The 16,032-nt window shown below is 49.0% G+C and carries 19 protein-coding genes; 17 read left to right on the plus strand and 2 right to left on the minus strand.

Features of this window, described 5'->3' with window-relative positions; genetic code table 11:
• Window positions 1-11: 11 nt before the first annotated feature.
• From DW088_RS08105 to DW088_RS08120, 4 genes are all read left to right on the plus strand, one after another.
• On the plus strand, window positions 12-506 hold the full coding sequence (locus DW088_RS08105; protein ID WP_118285600.1) for a hypothetical protein: 495 nt from the start codon (window positions 12-14) through the stop codon (window positions 504-506).
• 86 nt (window positions 507-592) lie between these two features.
• Complete coding sequence (locus tag DW088_RS08110; RefSeq protein WP_118285599.1) at window positions 593-922, plus strand: DUF3848 domain-containing protein; 330 nt, start codon at window positions 593-595, stop codon at window positions 920-922.
• A complete protein-coding gene (locus tag DW088_RS08115) occupies window positions 922-1,857 on the plus strand; it encodes a toprim domain-containing protein (RefSeq protein ID WP_118360349.1) in 936 nt (311 codons plus the stop codon). The genes DW088_RS08110 and DW088_RS08115 overlap by 1 nt, the downstream gene beginning before the upstream one ends.
• Complete coding sequence (locus tag DW088_RS08120; protein ID WP_118360350.1) at window positions 1,854-2,585, plus strand: DUF3846 domain-containing protein; 732 nt, start codon at window positions 1,854-1,856, stop codon at window positions 2,583-2,585. The genes DW088_RS08115 and DW088_RS08120 overlap by 4 nt, the downstream gene beginning before the upstream one ends.
• A gap of 180 nt (window positions 2,586-2,765) precedes the next feature.
• Here DW088_RS08120 and DW088_RS08125 read toward each other — a convergent pair whose 3' ends face one another.
• Window positions 2,766-3,485 carry a Fic/DOC family protein gene (locus tag DW088_RS08125; RefSeq protein WP_110436359.1) on the minus strand — a complete coding sequence of 240 codons (720 nt, stop codon included), beginning with the start codon at window positions 3,483-3,485 and terminating at the stop codon, window positions 2,766-2,768.
• On the minus strand, window positions 3,478-3,681 hold the full coding sequence (locus DW088_RS08130; RefSeq protein ID WP_110436360.1) for an antitoxin VbhA family protein: 204 nt from the start codon (window positions 3,679-3,681) through the stop codon (window positions 3,478-3,480). Before DW088_RS08130 ends, DW088_RS08125 begins: the two co-directional genes overlap by 8 nt.
• Window positions 3,682-3,736: 55 nt before the next feature.
• Here DW088_RS08130 and DW088_RS08135 point away from each other — a divergent pair, with 55 nt between their 5' ends.
• The 13 genes from DW088_RS08135 (at window position 3,737) to DW088_RS08195 (ending at window position 15,922) form a co-directional block, all read left to right on the plus strand.
• Window positions 3,737-4,060 carry a plasmid mobilization protein gene (locus tag DW088_RS08135; protein ID WP_118285596.1) on the plus strand — a complete coding sequence of 108 codons (324 nt, stop codon included), beginning with the start codon at window positions 3,737-3,739 and terminating at the stop codon, window positions 4,058-4,060.
• Window position 4,061: 1 nt separating this feature from the next.
• Window positions 4,062-5,480, plus strand: coding sequence for a relaxase/mobilization nuclease domain-containing protein (locus tag DW088_RS08140; RefSeq protein WP_118360351.1), 1,419 nt, complete (start codon window positions 4,062-4,064; stop codon window positions 5,478-5,480).
• The gene (locus tag DW088_RS08145; protein ID WP_110436363.1) at window positions 5,422-6,201 is read left to right on the plus strand and encodes a PcfB family protein; all 780 of its coding nucleotides are present in this window, start codon (window positions 5,422-5,424) and stop codon (window positions 6,199-6,201) included. The genes DW088_RS08140 and DW088_RS08145 overlap by 59 nt, the downstream gene beginning before the upstream one ends.
• Window positions 6,202-6,203: 2 nt before the next feature.
• Entirely contained in the window at window positions 6,204-7,091 is an 888-nt protein-coding gene (locus tag DW088_RS08150) for an ArdC-like ssDNA-binding domain-containing protein (RefSeq protein WP_243022138.1), read from the plus strand.
• Between the two features lie 5 nt (window positions 7,092-7,096).
• Window positions 7,097-7,288: a hypothetical protein gene (locus tag DW088_RS08155; RefSeq protein ID WP_110436364.1), complete on the plus strand. Its 192-nt coding sequence runs from the start codon at window positions 7,097-7,099 to the stop codon at window positions 7,286-7,288.
• Window positions 7,275-9,101: a VirD4-like conjugal transfer protein, CD1115 family gene (locus tag DW088_RS08160; RefSeq protein ID WP_110436365.1), complete on the plus strand. Its 1,827-nt coding sequence runs from the start codon at window positions 7,275-7,277 to the stop codon at window positions 9,099-9,101. Before DW088_RS08155 ends, DW088_RS08160 begins: the two co-directional genes overlap by 14 nt.
• Window positions 9,085-9,426, plus strand: a complete 342-nt coding sequence (locus DW088_RS08165) for a glutamyl-tRNA amidotransferase (protein WP_110436366.1) — start codon at window positions 9,085-9,087, stop codon at window positions 9,424-9,426. Before DW088_RS08160 ends, DW088_RS08165 begins: the two co-directional genes overlap by 17 nt.
• Window positions 9,427-9,486: 60 nt before the next feature.
• Window positions 9,487-10,323 (plus strand): hypothetical protein, encoded by an 837-nt coding sequence (locus tag DW088_RS08170; protein WP_110436367.1) that lies wholly within the window; start codon window positions 9,487-9,489, stop codon window positions 10,321-10,323.
• A gap of 13 nt (window positions 10,324-10,336) precedes the next feature.
• Window positions 10,337-10,702 carry a PrgI family protein gene (locus tag DW088_RS08175; protein WP_118285593.1) on the plus strand — a complete coding sequence of 122 codons (366 nt, stop codon included), beginning with the start codon at window positions 10,337-10,339 and terminating at the stop codon, window positions 10,700-10,702.
• Complete coding sequence (locus tag DW088_RS08180) at window positions 10,695-13,034, plus strand: VirB4-like conjugal transfer ATPase, CD1110 family (protein ID WP_118360352.1); 2,340 nt, start codon at window positions 10,695-10,697, stop codon at window positions 13,032-13,034. The genes DW088_RS08175 and DW088_RS08180 overlap by 8 nt, the downstream gene beginning before the upstream one ends.
• A 36-nt stretch (window positions 13,035-13,070) precedes the next feature.
• On the plus strand, window positions 13,071-15,014 hold the full coding sequence (locus DW088_RS08185; RefSeq protein WP_243022137.1) for a CHAP domain-containing protein: 1,944 nt from the start codon (window positions 13,071-13,073) through the stop codon (window positions 15,012-15,014).
• A gap of 69 nt (window positions 15,015-15,083) precedes the next feature.
• Window positions 15,084-15,314, plus strand: coding sequence for an LLM class flavin-dependent oxidoreductase (locus tag DW088_RS08190; protein ID WP_118285591.1), 231 nt, complete (start codon window positions 15,084-15,086; stop codon window positions 15,312-15,314).
• Window positions 15,293-15,922, plus strand: a complete 630-nt coding sequence (locus tag DW088_RS08195) for a recombinase family protein (protein ID WP_199677244.1) — start codon at window positions 15,293-15,295, stop codon at window positions 15,920-15,922. Before DW088_RS08190 ends, DW088_RS08195 begins: the two co-directional genes overlap by 22 nt.
• Window positions 15,923-16,032: the final 110 nt, after the last annotated feature.

Consider the following 16,032-nt stretch of genomic DNA (forward strand, 5'->3'; position numbering starts at 1 on the left):
GAGATGAGAGTTTGACAACAGCAATGAGTCTCGGCCTGCTGTTTATCGCTAAGATGGCAGACAACGCCTTGAGCACCGTAAAAACGATTATGATTCAGAGAAACCGGAGTCTGCTGGCAGGCGTAGCAATTGCGCTTTCCAGCTTTCTTTATTTCTGGATTACACGCAGTGTGGTTCTGGCAGATAGCATGTTGACTACGCTGACTGTAGCAGTGGCCAGTGGTGTTGGCTGCTTTTTGGTCAGCGGCATCAATAACAAGCTGTCCAAGGATCGCACCTATGTCAATGTGGTGATGTCTGATGATATGGCAGCGATGCAGGACTTTCGGGATTACCTTGCCAAACACCATATTACCAATGTTGCGTCAGATAGCTATACGCTGGACTGGAATCGCAAGACGCTGACCGTAACAGCATACGCAGAAACCAAGGAGCAGAGCCGAATCATCAATTCATATATGGAGAACTCGGATACCAAATATAAACGGGTGATTCATAAAGCCTGAATGAACTTGCGTAGGGGAATCTCCTCCCCTACCCTACATAGCTGCTTTCGTATCAGCTGTGAATTGAAATTAGGAAGGTGATGAAAATGAACAACGAGGAACTGAATACTGCGCTCTATCAGAAGATGGAGCGTGAGCAGGACAAATATCGCAAGTGGCTCGTTCAGTGTCCGCCAGAGGAAATTCTTTCCCATGCTTATGAGTATGTTGTGCGCGAGGATATTCTTATGTCTATGGAAGAATTGAATCTGCCGGACGATCAGGCGATGGCACTGCTCAAACAGCGTGGGCCGCTCGACGACGTATTCAAGGATTTCAGCAAACTGGAAACCGACTACATGGAAACGGTGCGCGGTGCGATCGAGTCGTTTGCAGAGCGGAAAGCGGCAAAGGACCGGAACTGGGAGGCGAGGTAATGCCGGTTGTATCAAAAGAAGAAATCGCCAATGCCAGAAAGATGGATCTGCTGTCATACCTCAGAGCGTATGAACCGGGCGAGTTGGTGCGCTTTTCGGGTGAAACGTACTGTACCAGAACGCATGATTCGCTGAAAATCAGTAACGGAAAGTGGTATTGGTTTTCGCAAAATATCGGCGGTCGGTCGGCGCTGGATTATCTGGTTAAGGTGAAGGAGATGTCGTTCCCGGAGGCAGTGAAAATGCTCAACGGGCAGACTGTTCAGCCGATATGCTACGAGAAACCGCCGCCTGCCCCGAGAAAGCTGCTTTTGCCGTCATTGGACACCAATACGAGCAAAACAGAGGCGTATCTAAAGAGCAGAGGAATCCATCCGCAAATCATAGCGTATTGCGTTCAACATGGATTGCTGTTTCAGTCAAAGAACGCCAATGATGTTATTTTTGTCGGATACGATACCAAAGGAACCCGGCGTTATGCAGCGCTGCGCTCCATGACTACGGATTACAAGGGCGAGGCAACCGGCAGTGATAAGCACTTTTCCTTTGCACTGGTTGCGGATGACAGACCAGTTAGAGAGGTTCATGTCTTTGAGGCCGCGATTGATGCCATGAGCTATGCATCGCTGAAAATCATGTATCACAAAGACTGGAGAAAAATCGCGTATCTGTCGCTGGCAGGCGTGTTCGCGAGTAAGCGGGCGAATGTAGTGCCGGTAGCGCTGGAGCAGTTTCTGAAAGACCACTCGCAGATTACGAAGGTGGTTCTGCATCTCGACAATGACCGTGTAGGCCGTCAGGCAGCAGAGAGTATTATGGGTGGCCTAGATAAGAAGTATACGGTCCTGAACCGCCCGCCGCGAGCCGGAAAAGATGTGAACGATTACCTGCGAATGGAGATTGCAAATCGGAATGGAAAGGAGCGAGAACGATGATGGACATTAAAATCTATCAGATCAATTTGAGCAGGGATGACGACCAAGTGGCCTTCCTGGGACTTTCTCAGCTTGATAAGTTTCAGGGAAGTTCAGAAGTAAACAGTGAGATTTACGATAAAGTGTTTGAGGGAGCGGTTGAGGCTGATACGTTGGAAGGTGTATATCAGATGTTCAACTGTGATTGCCCGGAAGATTTTCGAGGACACTCGTTGTCGGTTTCTGATGTGGTCGAGATTGTTAACGGTGAAAATGCTGGCTTCTATTTCTGTGACAGCATTGGCTTTCAGCGGGTTGAGTTTGAACCCGAACGGACGCAGAAACTGGATACGGGAATGCTGCGTGTTGTTCTGGTGGAGCCGGGCAAGGCAGCGCGTGTTGCAGAGATTGATGGTTCTCTAGAAGGAATGCAAAAAACGGTTAGCGGTTATATTCAGGCGGTCTATCCGTTTGAAGAAACTGTGTGTCTGGTCTGCAATGAGGAAGGCAAGCTGCAGGGACTTCCGCTGAACCGCGCCTTGCGGGATGAAGACAATCGCATCTATGATATTGTGGCGGGAACCTTTTTTGTGTGCGATTGCAGTACGGAGAACTTCAAGAGTTTGAGCGAGGAACAGCTGAAGCGCTACACCGAAAAGTATAAGCGCCCTGAACGATTTGTGCAGATTGATGATCAGATTCTTGCAATTCCGATGCCGGTCAAATCGGATAAGGAACGGGAGCGCTGAAAAAGGCAGAAGACCGAACTGCCGTAAGAGAGCATAGCGGTATCGGTCTAACAAGCAACGGATTTGATTGTGCAAATCCAGCTTGACAGGGGCGAGAACCCCTATGACCCCTATTGGCTCTAACAGAATGAATAAAAAAGGAGAACGCAGGCTGTCGTGGGAAATGACAGTCTGCGTTCTTCAAGTTTCACGCTTGTAATGTGGTAGAGGTTTGTAGGGCTCTCTCTGATATTTGGAATAGCGGTCTGACGATGGGGAAATCGAGTTGCAGAGCGTTTCAACATCATAGTGAATGGGTGCGCTTTGAACAGCATCTAAGAGGATTCGTTCCAAATGCTCGTATTCAGATAATTGATCCAGTGATGCCATGACGAAAGAATCACGGACGTAACCAGCACTGGCGGCGAGCAATTCCTGATCCATGAAATAGCCGTGCTGCTCGACAAAAAAAGTCATCATCATTACTACGGTATGAGTATTGCCCTCGCGGAAAGGATGAACCTGCCAAATACGAGGGAAGCATCGACTGATAGCACTTACAAATTGCTCACGAGTCAGACTATCCCAATTCGGCTGGTATAGTGCGGAAAATGCACTTTCCAAATCATTGGGAATTTCCTCATCATTGCTATACCAAACACTGCGACCAGCTAACAATCGCTCACGCTTTTCAATGTTGATAATGCGGTATTTGCCAGCCCAATCATATAAATCGCCAAAAAGAAAATGGTGGATTTCACAGAGACCCGATGGGGTGAAGTCATGAAAACCGCGTTCGTACAGGAGCATCATGTTTGCCCGACTTTGCTCTGCCTCGATTCGATCAAGTGTGTTCTCATCTTTAATGCCTAACGAATTACGGAGAACAGGCACATCGTCATACAAGTATAAATCAGCCATTTTGGTGTACCTGTGATGCAATCTTTCGATGAAAAGACATTAGTGCGGATTTCATTTGTTCGCCAGTAATCTCGCCTTTCGCCCAGCTAAGAGAAAGCATCCGGGCATAATCAGAAACTGGTGCACCTTCGATTGCATTAATTGCATCAGCGGTCTTTACTGCCGCAACACGTCTATTAAACTGCTGTGTAGTCATAAAATCAACTCCTGACCACAGTATACCATGCTGACAATTAGAAAGGAAGAAAAATATGCGTAAGAGAAATTGCCGTGTAGAAATCTATTTTACCAAGGACGAACTGGAGAGCCTGACCAAGAAGGTTCGCAAGTCCGGCCTGTCCCGTGAGAGCTTTTGCCGCCACCTACTGAATGGCGCGGAGATCAAGGAAGCGCCTTCTGCAGACGTGCCGATGCTGATCAATGAGGTGCGTCGCGTTGGCTACAACATCGATCAGATCCTGCGCATGGCGAATGCGCGCGGCATGCTCGATGTACCCAAGCTGCGCGAAGCGCTGACGGAGAACCGCAAAGTTGAGAAGATGATTACGGCGGCATATACGATGCCGGAAGACTGATATGGCAGTCACTTCAATTTGGCCGGTCAAGAGTCGCTTGGACCATGTGATCAATTATGCGCGAAATCCGGCGAAGACAAGGGAAAGATCTTTGGTGGCACAAGCTTCACTTCATGCAATTGACAACGTGATTGAATATGCGGCGGATACAATCAAGACGGAGGAACGCGCATATGTTTCGTGCCTGAATTGCCGAGAAGACGATGCAGCAGCGCAAATGATGGAAACGAAACGATACTGGGGAAAACCTGATGGGCGGTTGTGCTTCCATGGGTATCAGTCTTTTGCGGAAGGTGAAGTGACAGCGGAAACCGCCCATGCAATCGGAGTGGAATTAGCAGAAGAATTGTGGGGAGAACGATTTGAAGTTGTAATTGCTACACACTGCAACACAGGCCATTACCACAATCATTTTGTAATCAACTCGGTTTCATGGGCAGACGGCTATAAGTTCAATAATTCGAAGTCGGATTATGCCGAGATGAGAAAAATATCAGATCGCTTATGTCGAGAGCATGCAATTTCTGTGATTGATGTGCCGAGCGGCAAAGGAAAACACTACGCACAGTGGTCTGCCGAAAAGAATGGCAAACCAACGTACCGCAGCATGATTCGCGCTGATATTAACCGGGCAATCCGGGCATCGACTACGGAACGGGATTTTATCCGCATCATGCAGGAGATGGGGTATGAACTGAAGACGCGCGGAAAGAGTGGTGAGCCGCTCAAATACCCCGCAATCAAGCCGCCGGATGCCAAAGGATATTTTCGCTTTCACAAGCTGGGCGAGGAGTATTCGCTCGATGCGATTAAAGATCGTATTTTGGACAACATCTCAAAGCAGTATCCGTTTCCTGCTGTAGAGCATCATGCACCACGTAAATATCGAGTGCGCGGAAACGTGCGCAGATCAGTGACAGGCCTTCAAGCCCTGTATTTTCGATACTGTTATGAACTGCATATTCTGGTGAAGCATCCGACATCCGTAAAGCGGGTGTCTTTTTTACTGAAAGAGGATGTTACCAAACTGGATCGACTGGATGCGCAGACAAGGCTTTTGGCAAGAAACCACATCCGTACAGGTGAAGATTTATCTGCATATCAATCAAATGTAGAAGCTGCGGTACAGGCACTCGTTGGAAAACGACATGAATTGCGAAATGAACTGAAATGCGTTAAACGCAGAAATGGTGTTGATGATGCAGTCAAGGCACAGATTAAGGACCTGACTGCGGAGATCAGAGCGAAGCGAAAGGAGGTGGTTTTATGTAGTGAAATAGCAAAGCGTTCCGAACAAGTGCGAGAGAAGTTGGAACGGCTGAATAAACAGAAGAAACTGGAACGAAAGGAGCGAGATGAGCATGAGTTATTCGGGCGACGCGGCAGAACAGGTCGTGAGAATGTCGCTGGAAGGGGCTGAAGTTGCCGCCAAAATCACCGGTGCAGGCGCGAAACAGGTCGCTGTTCTTCTGTATGCCATTCTGCGTGAACAGAAAAAGACCAAGGGTAAGACGCGGCTGACGAATATGCTGCGAAGCGGCAAAGAACTGAAAGTCTTTGCTGTGAAGGACACTGATCTGAAGCAGTTTTGCGAGGCATCCAAGAAGTATGGTGTGCTGTACTGCGTGCTGAAGGACAGGAATGCTGATGACGGTATTACGGATGTGATGGTTCGAGCGGAGGATGCAAGCAAGATCAACCGCATTTTTGAGCGTTTTCAGCTTGCAACGGTTGATATGGGCAGCGTTAAGAGTGAAATCGAACGCAGCCGCCGCGAGAAAGCCGCAGAGGAATTTCCGGAACCGGAGCGCAGCGCAGCCGAGTCGGATAAAACGGCACAGTTGGTAGATTCCATGTTGCAGAAACCGGACAAGGAGCAAGAGGGGCATACACCAAACCCCGCACAGGCTCGGACGACAAAATCCCCTCAGTCCGAGCCTATCTCAAGGCCCAGCGAACGAAGCGAGCGGGATATCTCTAATCGAGAACGGGTACGGCCATCTGTACGGCAGGAACTGAAAGACATTAAGGCAGAGCAGGCTGCGAAGGCCGCAGAGAAAGCGAAGGACCGTGCTGAGAAAATGCCTGCGACTGAGCATCATGCCCCAAAGAAGAAGCGCAGGAAGAGAAAGGAGCGTTGAGCATGGAAAACAATGACGGTCTGGTTCAGAACAGCAATGCTGAACCTTTTGATAAGGAAAAATGGGCAAAACAGAAACGTGAGGAGCGCAAAGTTGTCTATCAAATGATTGACGATGCAGCGGTCGCGGCAGTCAGCAGCGGTGAGAAGTTTCAGGCGTTTCTGAATATTCAGGCGCAGTTTGACCGGTATTCTGCCAGTAATGCGCTGCTGATTGCCCATCAGTGTCCGGATGCGACGCAGCTGGCAGACTTTGCTGCCTGGAAGAACACTGGTGTTCACATCAAGAAAGGGGTTTGCGCCATCAACCTTCTGGAACCCGGACAGGAATATACGAATCAGGACGGTACGGTTAAGACCTCTTACAAGGTGAAAAAGGTGTTCGATGTGTCGCAGACAACGGCTTTGCAGAAGCATGAGACGTTGGTATCCCATGATAAAAAGTTGCTGCTGAATGCGCTGGTTGATCATCGGCCTTGCGAAATTGAGGTTTCGGACGACCTGCCGGAACGAGTGAATGTACTGTATCAGCCAGCGGACAGCAAGATTTACGTTCGTCAGGGCACGGATGCAGAACCGCTGTTTCGCGGACTGGCACAGGAAATTGCAAAGGTCCATCTGAAACAGAAAAAACTGACCTGCTGCAACCCTGCCTTTACGGCATATTCGGTTGCGTATGTGCTGTGCAGGAAAAATCAGCTGTCCTGCGAGACGTTTCGTTTTGATCGAATGCCAGCGGAGTTTGGCGGTATGGACGCCAAGAGCGCAAGACAGGAGCTTAGTACGATCAGGCGTGTTTCCAACGTGATGATTGGTGATATGAACCGAGTGCTGGATACGCATGACCGGAAACAGCCGCAAAGAGAGAACGCCAACAGAGAGGAACGGTGACAAAGATGGCATCTGATAAGAAAGTTGTAACGCTGGAGGAACACGAGCAGCGGCTTATGGTGCGTGGTCTGGCAGATTACCGTAACGATGCAATCCGGGATGGTAAGCCGACGGACGATATTGATGACTTGCTTCTCAAAGTGATCGACGCACCGCCCAAACGGAAACGGGGGCTGTGGCGGAATGAAGCAAGATAAGTTTTCGCCAGTAAGCCTGATCTGCTATGCCTGCGGTTGCATACCGGTCATCTGGATAGCGCTGTTGTTCGCTCCGTATTTAGATGATGGATTGATCGGTTTGATTAAGAATGCCGGTGCCGCATTTGCAAATCCGTTTCATATCATGCTTTGTAGGGATAGTCTCCGAGCTGTCCTTATTTTTCTACTGATTTACGGGTTGGCTTTGGCGGTATTTCTCTCGAGTGACCGAAATTACCGCAGGCGCGAGGAGCATGGTTCAGCACAGTGGGGTTCTCCAAGGGAAATCAGTCGAAAGTATGCAAATAAGGCTGCGCCAGAAAATAAAATCCTGACGCAGACTGTTGCAATCGGACTTGATGGTCGAAAGCACCGACGAAATCTGAATATTCTGTGCTGCGGCGGCAGCGGTGCTGGCAAGACGCGCTTTTTTGCAAAACCCAATGTGATGAATGCGAATACCAGCTTTGTTTGTCTTGACCCAAAGGGCGAACTCCTGCGCGATACAGGCAATCTTCTGAAATCCAAGGGCTATGAAATTAAGGTGATCGATCTCATCAATATGGAGAAAAGCCACTGTTACAATCCGTTTGTCTATCTGCGGAATGATAATGATATTCAGCGCCTTGTGACGAACCTGTTTAAGAATACCACACCTAAAGGCAGTCAGTCGCAGGACCCTTTCTGGGATCAGGCGGCGCAAATGCTTCTGCTGGCTCTAATTTTTTATCTTCATTATGAAGCTCCGGAGGACGAACAGAACTTCCCCACGGTGATGGAGATGATTCGAGCGGGTGAAGTGCATGAGGACGATGATGGTTTTGTTTCGCCGCTGGACGAACTGTTCGACCGACTGGAGATGCGTAATCCGGAGCACATTGCCCTGAAATATTATCGCAACTACCATTCTGGCAGCGGCAAAACGCTGAAATCCATTCAAATCACACTGGTTGCCAGACTGGAGAAGTTCAATCTGGAGTCCCTTGCTGGTATTACGCAGACCGATGAAATGGAGCTATGGAGCGTAGGCGAGAAGAAAACGGCTGTGTTTGCAGTGATTCCGGATAATGACAGCAGCTTCAATTTCCTTGTCGGTATGCTGTACACGCAGCTGTTTCAACAGCTTTACTACCAGGCAGACATTGTTCATGGCGGCAGACTGCCGGTTCATGTGCATTTTGTGATGGACGAGTTTGCAAATGTCGCCCTGCCCGATGAGTTTGATAAGCTGCTGGCTACGATGCGCAGCCGTGAGATTTCAGTGAGCATTATTATCCAAAACCTTGCACAGCTGAAAGCATTATTCGAAAAACAGTGGGAAAGCATCGTGGGCAACTGTGATGAGTTCCTGTATCTCGGCGGTAACGAGCAGTCTACGCATGAATATGTGTCCAAGCTGCTCGGCAAGGAAACGATTGATACGAACACCTATGGACAATCCAAAGGTAGAAACGGCAGCTACTCGGTCAACTGGCAGATCACAGGCCGAGAGCTGATGACACCTGATGAAGTGCGTATGCTGGACAACCGCTACGCACTTCTTTTTATACGCGGTGAGCGACCGGTCAAAGACTTCAAATACGATGTTTTGAAACATCCGAATGTGAAACTCACCACAGACGGCGGTATGGAGCCTTACCAGCATGGACAGGACACACGCAGTATCGCATCTGTCGTACTGGACGCTGAACTTGCTAAAAAGGCAGAGAAACTGACCGTTTCCAGTCAACATGACTTCGTGCTTCTCACAGAAGAGGAGCTAGAAGAACATTTCAAGAAGATGGAGGAAAAACAACATGAAAAACAAAAATGAAAACCGGAAGCCGGTGCCTGACAAGGTGAAAAAGGGCTTCCGTCGCTACTGTACGGCGGTGATGGCTGCGGCAGTGCTCTGCTGCTGCACCGTCCCGGCGTTTGCGGCAGACGATCCGCTGGCAGTGATCAACAACCTGAGCAATTTTATTTTCGGCCTGATTCGCGCTGTTGGTCTGATCCTGCTTGGCTGGGGTATCGTGCAGGTAGGTCTGTCGCTTCAGTCCCATGACCCCTCTCAGCGTTCTAACGGCTTCCTGACACTGGCAGGCGGCATTGTCATCACCTTTGCCAAGGAAATCCTGACGCTGATTACCGGCGGCTAAGATACGTTATCCAACAGTTTGGGGCAGGCATGATGCCTGCCCCGGAAGGAGGTGCTTGAAGTGTCGGATAACTGGGTCGTACAAAACCTGACCAATGCGCTGGAAACATGGAATGATAAGCTGTCAGAGATTTGGCTGCTCATTACGCAGTCGCCAGAAAACTTTAAGGGCGGCGCGATTTGGAGTGTGATCGTCAGCATTCATGGCGCACTCCAGGCGATTGGATATGCGCTTCTGGTGGTTTTCTTTGTGGTTGGCGTGATGAAAACCTGCGGCAGCTTTGCGGAAATCAAGAAGCCTGAACACGCAGTAAAGCTGTTTGTGCGGTTCGCCCTTGCCAAAGGACTGATTTCCTACGGCATGGAATTGATGCTGGCTCTGCTCAATATTGTACAGGGCGTTATTTCTTCGATTATGAATGCCGCAGGATTTGGAGGAGCACAGCAGACGGTATTGCCACAGGAGATTATTACAGCCGTAGAAGAATGCGGCTTTTTTGAAAGCATTCCTCTGTGGGCCGTCACGCTGATCGGCGGACTGTTCATTTGGGTGCTGTCTTTTGTGATGATTCTAAGTGTTTATGGGCGGTTTTTTAAGATGTTCATGTACACGGCAATTGCGCCGATTCCGCTGTCCAGCTTTGCAGGAGAACCAAGCCAGAACATCGGTAAGAGTTTCTTAAAAGGTTATGCTGCGGTTTGCCTGGAGGGAGCGATTATCGTCCTTGCCTGCATTATATTCAGCGTATTTGCAGCATCGCCGCCGGTGGTTGATGTGGATGCGGCAGCAGCATCCATGGTATGGAGTTATATTGGCGAACTGATTTTCAATATGCTGATTCTGGTTGGCTCGATAAAAATGGCAGACAGAATTGTGCATGAGATGATGGGACTGTAAGGAGGGAAAGGCATTGGAAGTTAAAATCAATCGAGAGATTCGGAACTATACCGAATCCATGTTCTTCGGACTGTCTATGCGGCAGTGCGTGTTTACAGTGCTTGCAGCTAGTGTAGCGATTCTGCTGTACTTTGTCCTCAAACCGTATGTCGGCACAGAAACGGTTTCATGGATGTGTATCCTTGGTGCTGCCCCGTTTGCTGCTATGGGATTTGTGACATATCACGGTATGACGGCCGAGCAGTTTGTATGGGCATGGCTGCGGTCAGAAGTGCTGGAGCCAAAAGTCATTCGATTCCAGTCGAATAATATCTATTATGAAGCGTTAAAGCCTGAGCTGGAGAAGAAAGAGAAAGAGGGAATGAAGAACCATGATTAAGAGTATTCGTACCATCATGAAGCAGGATAAGGAACGCTACAAGGTACCTCGCAAAGTGCAGGATGTCATCCCTATCAGGCGCATCTGGCCGGACGGTATTTTTCAGGTGGGCAGCAAGTTCACTAAGATGTATCGGTTTACGGATATTAACTATTTGGTGGCCTCCCGCGAGGATAAGGAGAGTATGTTCCTGACCTATTCGGAACTGCTGAACAGTCTGGACAGCGGCGCGACTACCAAACTGACGATTTATAACCATCGTCAGAACCGCGCCAGCTTTGAAAAATCCATTCTAATGCCGATGAAGGAGGACGGACTGGACCAGTACCGCAAGGAATATAACCAGATGCTGCTGGACAAGGCTACGGGCGCAAACGGTATCATGCAGGAGAAATACCTGACGGTCTCGGTAGCCAGAAAGGACGTGGAGGAAGCAAGAACGTATTTTTCACGCATTGGCGCTGACCTGTCGGCACATTTTGCAGCGCTCGGTTCCAAGTGTATGGAACTGACGGCGGCAGAACGCCTGCGTATGCTGCATGATTTTTACCGTGCCGGTGAGGAAACTACGTTTGACTTCGACATTAAGAGCATGGCGAGAAAGGGCCATGATATTCGGGATTTTATCTGCCCTGACTCCATTGAAAAGAACAAGGATCATCTGATTCTGGGCGATCAGTATTGCCGGGTGCTGTTTCTCAAAGACTATGCCAGCTACATTAAGGACAGCATGGTTACGGAACTGACTGACCTGAACCGCAATATGATGCTTTCCATTGATATTCTGCCCATTCCGACCGATGAGGCAGTGCATGAGGTGGAGAGCCGCCTGTTGGGTGTGGAAACAAACATTACGAACTGGCAGCGCCGCCAAAATGCAAACAACAACTTCTCTGCTGTTGTTCCGTATGATATGGAGCTTCAGCGCAAGGAGAGCAAGGAATTCCTTGACGACCTGACCACCCGTGATCAGCGCATGATGTTCGCAGTGCTGACAATGGTGCTTACGGCAGATACCAAGGAGCAGTTGGACGCAGATACAGAAACCGTACAGGCGCTTGCCCGAAAGCATATGTGTCAGCTGGCTGTGCTGAAATATCAGCAGCTTGATGGACTGAATACAGTGCTGCCAATCGGCTCTCGCAGGATTGATGTTTTTCGAACGCTGACAACGGAAAGCCTTGCAGTGTTTATGCCGTTCAAGGTACAGGAAATCCAGGATAAGGGCGGCATCTTCTTTGGAGAGAATGCGATTTCGCATAATCTCATCATGTGCAATAAAGCGAACCTGCTGAACCAGTCTGCATTTCTGTTGGGTGTGCCTGGCAGCGGCAAATCGTTCAATGCAAAGGAGCTGATTACGTTCCTGATTCTGAATACCGATGATGATATCCTGATCTGTGACCCGGAAGGAGAATATGCGCCGCTTGCGGAAGCAATGGGCGATATTTCGTCTGTGATTCGTGTTTCGGCTGGCGGTAAGGATAGACTGAACGCCATGTACATGGTTGATGGCTATGGCGAGAACAACCCGATTGTAGTGAAATCGCAGTTTATCATGTCACTGGTAGAGCGTATTGACCCGAACGGTGTCGGTCCGCAGCAGAAGTCCATCATTGACCGATGCGTTGCGGCGGTATATCAGGAAGCGGAGCAGTCCGGCACAGTGCCCACGTTGTCAACACTGCGTGAAATGCTGCTCGATCAGCCAGAAGAAAAGGCCAAGGACATTGCGCTTGCACTGGAGCTGTTTACCACCGGTTCTCTGGATATTTTCGGTCATAAAAGCACGGTCAATCTGGACAAGCGGGTGGTTGTGTTTGACATTCATGGACTGGGTGAACAGTTGAAGCCGATCGGCCATCTGGTTATTACGGATACCATGCTGAACCGCGTAACGCTCAACTGGAAACGCGGCAAGCGCACGCATGTATTCATTGATGAGTTCCATGTCATGTTTGAAAACGAGTTCAGTGCGGCCTTTTTCAATTCGGCATGGCGGCAGTTTCGAAAGAGAAATGCGTACCCGACCGCTATCACGCAGAATGTGGAGTATCTGCTGGATTCCGTTCAGGCAAGTACCATGCTCTCTAACTCGGAGTTTATTGTCATGCTCAATCAGGCAGCATCCGACCGTGAAAAGCTGGCGCATTTGCTGAATATCTCGAATGAGCAGATGAGCTATATCACCAACGCAGATGCAGGCTGCGGCCTGATTAAATATGGCAGCGCACTGGTGCCGTTCATCAACCGTTTTCCGCAGAATACGAAACTGTATGAGCTGATGACGACCCGACCTGGTGAGGGTCAGTTTGCACACGGGCAGGAGTAATCCTGCCCGTTTCTGCGTATGGAGGTGAGTAGGAAAATGCCAAAGATCAAGACAAGAGAAAAGGTGCAAGGCATTAAGACGTTGGATAAGGCGGCGGTTGCGGGAGAACGCATGAAGGAGGTATATATCCGTTCCAAAGAACAGTTTACAAATTTGACAGATGACCGTTCGGAAAATCCCAATGCCTATGCTGGGGACAAGGTGCAACGAGCAGCGGAAAATGCGGCGGAAGATACTGCTCGTGTTGCTGCGGCTGGTGCAAAACTGGCAGTGAAAAAAGGAACAGCGGCAATCAAGCAGCGCAGGGAACGATATGCGGAACCGATGCAGGAGCCGGCGATGCCCAATCAGCCATGGGGTGAAAATGACATCACACCTCAGAAACAATCGCAACGGCAGGCTGCAATTCGTGCACAACAAGTGAAAACGAACCGGAAAACTGCCGGAAAAGATGCTCCGAGAATAAAAATCGGACAGCAGACTGTGAGTAGAGTTTCAAATGACCCGGTGGAACAGGGACGTACATTGGCAAAGAGCAAAGCTGCCAAGAAGTTGAAATCTGCTCGAATCAAAGAGCGGCAGTCTGCGATTGCAGGTTCAGATCGGACTATTAAACCTGCCGAAACGAGTTTCCATGATTGCGTAGTGCATGGTTCACAGCATAGTGCAAATCCAGAAAAAAGCGTCATAAAGTCGAGAGAAACAGTATTGCACAGCAGCAAAACTGCTGCAAAAGAGGCAATTTCGCCTAAGACAACTCGGTTGAGAATCAAGACTGCTGCACGAAGGGTGCAGTCAGCCAGACAAACAGCGCAGTATGCAACTGCGGTTCAGCATCGTTCGGCGGAGGCTGCAGTGAAATCTGCTGAAATTTCGGCCCAGACATTTCGAGCAGCGACAAAGCGGACGGCAACCATGTCTAAACGAGCGGCAGAAGCCACGAAAGAGGTGCTTAGGGCAATTATTGCCGGTATGCGGTCGATGGTTGCGGCTCTGACTGCCGGCAGTGGAGTGACCTGCATGGTGATTGTTGTTGTGTGCTTGATTGGCATGATGGCAGGCTCCTGCTTTGGTATCTTTTTCTCAGGCGAAGACAGCGGCACTGGCATGACCATGCGGGACGCAGCACGAGAAATCAATCAGGAGTATAACGAGAAGATAGAAAAAATCAAAACAGACAATCCCTATGATAAATTGATCCTATCCGGTTCGAGAGCCACATGGCCGGAAATCCTTTCGATTTATGCAGTAAAGACCACATCCGACCAGAGTGATGGTCAGGAGGTGGCATCAATGAATGATATGAAGCTGGAGCTGCTGCGTAAGGTCTTTTGGGATATGAACAGCATTTCCTATCGTGTGGAGCGCCATACAAAAGGTAGCGGCAAAGATAAGACAACGGTAGTATATCTGTACATTACAATTTCGCATAAAACTACTGACGAGATGGCAGATCAGTATCATTTTAATGCTGACCAGAAAAAGCAGCTGGCAGAATTGTTGGATGAGAAGTATCGGTCGCTTTGGAGTTCCGTACTTTACGGTATCGGAACAGGTGATGGTGAAATCGTGACAATAGCGCTGTCGCAGCTTGGTAATGTGGGTGGTCAGCCTTACTGGAGCTGGTACGGCTTCACATCACGTGTGGAGTGGTGTGCTTGCTTTGTCAGCTGGTGCGCGAACGAGTGCGGCTATATTGATGCGGGAGTGATTCCGAGCTTTTCGCTGTGCAGTGATGGTTCGGACTGGTTCAAGGCACGCAGTCAGTGGCAGGAGCGTGATTACGAACCGTGTGCCGGTGACATTATCTTCTTTGACTGGGGCGGCGATGGCGTACCGGATCATGTGGGTATTGTCGAAAAAACGGAAGGCGGTACGGTGTACACCGTAGAAGGTAACTCTGGCGATGCCTGTCGGGAGAATAGCTATCCAGTAGGCGATGCGCGAATTTATGGGTATGGAGTGCCGATGTATTCATAATGATGAAAAATTCGACACCCAGTGTTAAGTGCAATACTGGGTGTCGGATAACTTGTATGGGAGGATAACATGAAAAGAGCAAATGCAAGAAACTACGGACACGAGGTAAAGGGATATATCATTGCAAATGGTATGACATTGACGTGCATGGCTGCACAGCTCGCTGAAAAGTACGGGCGGAGCAGCTGTATGCAGAACCTGTCCGGTAAACTGCGTCGCGGCACTTTCAGTTATACTGAAGCTGTCGAGATTGCTGATATTCTCGGCTATGATATCGTATGGAAGAAAAGGAAGTGTTGACAATAGCAGAGATTTACGGATATGTCCGAGTTTCAACGAAAGAACAGAATGAGGACAGGCAGATGATTGCACTGAGGGAATTGGCTGTGCCGGAGAGAAATATCTTTATAGATAAGCAATCGGGTAAAGATTTTGAACGGCCACAGTATAAAAAACTGCTGCGTAAAATGAAAAAAGACGATCTTCTCTGCATCAAGAGTATAGACCGTCTGGGACGCAATTATGAGGAAATATTAGCACAATGGCGGATTCTTACGAAAGATAAAGGCATCGACATTATGGTTTTGGATATGCCACTGCTAGACACCCGGCGCGGAAAGGATCTGATGGGAACCTTCCTCAGCGATATCGTATTACAAGTGTTGTCCTTTGTTGCGGAAAACGAGCGTATTAATATCCGCCAGCGGCAAGCGGAAGGTATCGCGGCTGCAAAAGCGAAAGGGGTTCGCTTTGGGCGACCCCCGAAACCTTTACCCGGAAATTTTGAAGAGGTGTATCGACGTTGGGAAAAAGGCGAAATAACAGGCACAGCCGCAGCGCGAGGATGCAGAATGCCGTTGTCTACCTTTCGCAACAAGGCATTTAAAATCAAACAAAGTATAAAATGAATTTAACCGAGAATGCGAGAATGTGTACTTTTTGGCATCTTCACTGCCTATAATTTTTCTCTATTATAGCACGGTTTCATAGGAATTACTACTATTAAACCTTTATTATG

Origin of the sequence: Butyricicoccus sp. AM05-1 (genome assembly GCF_003474415.1) — a bacterium.
In the GTDB taxonomy this organism is placed as follows: Bacteria; Bacillota; Clostridia; order Oscillospirales; family Butyricicoccaceae; genus Agathobaculum; species Agathobaculum butyriciproducens.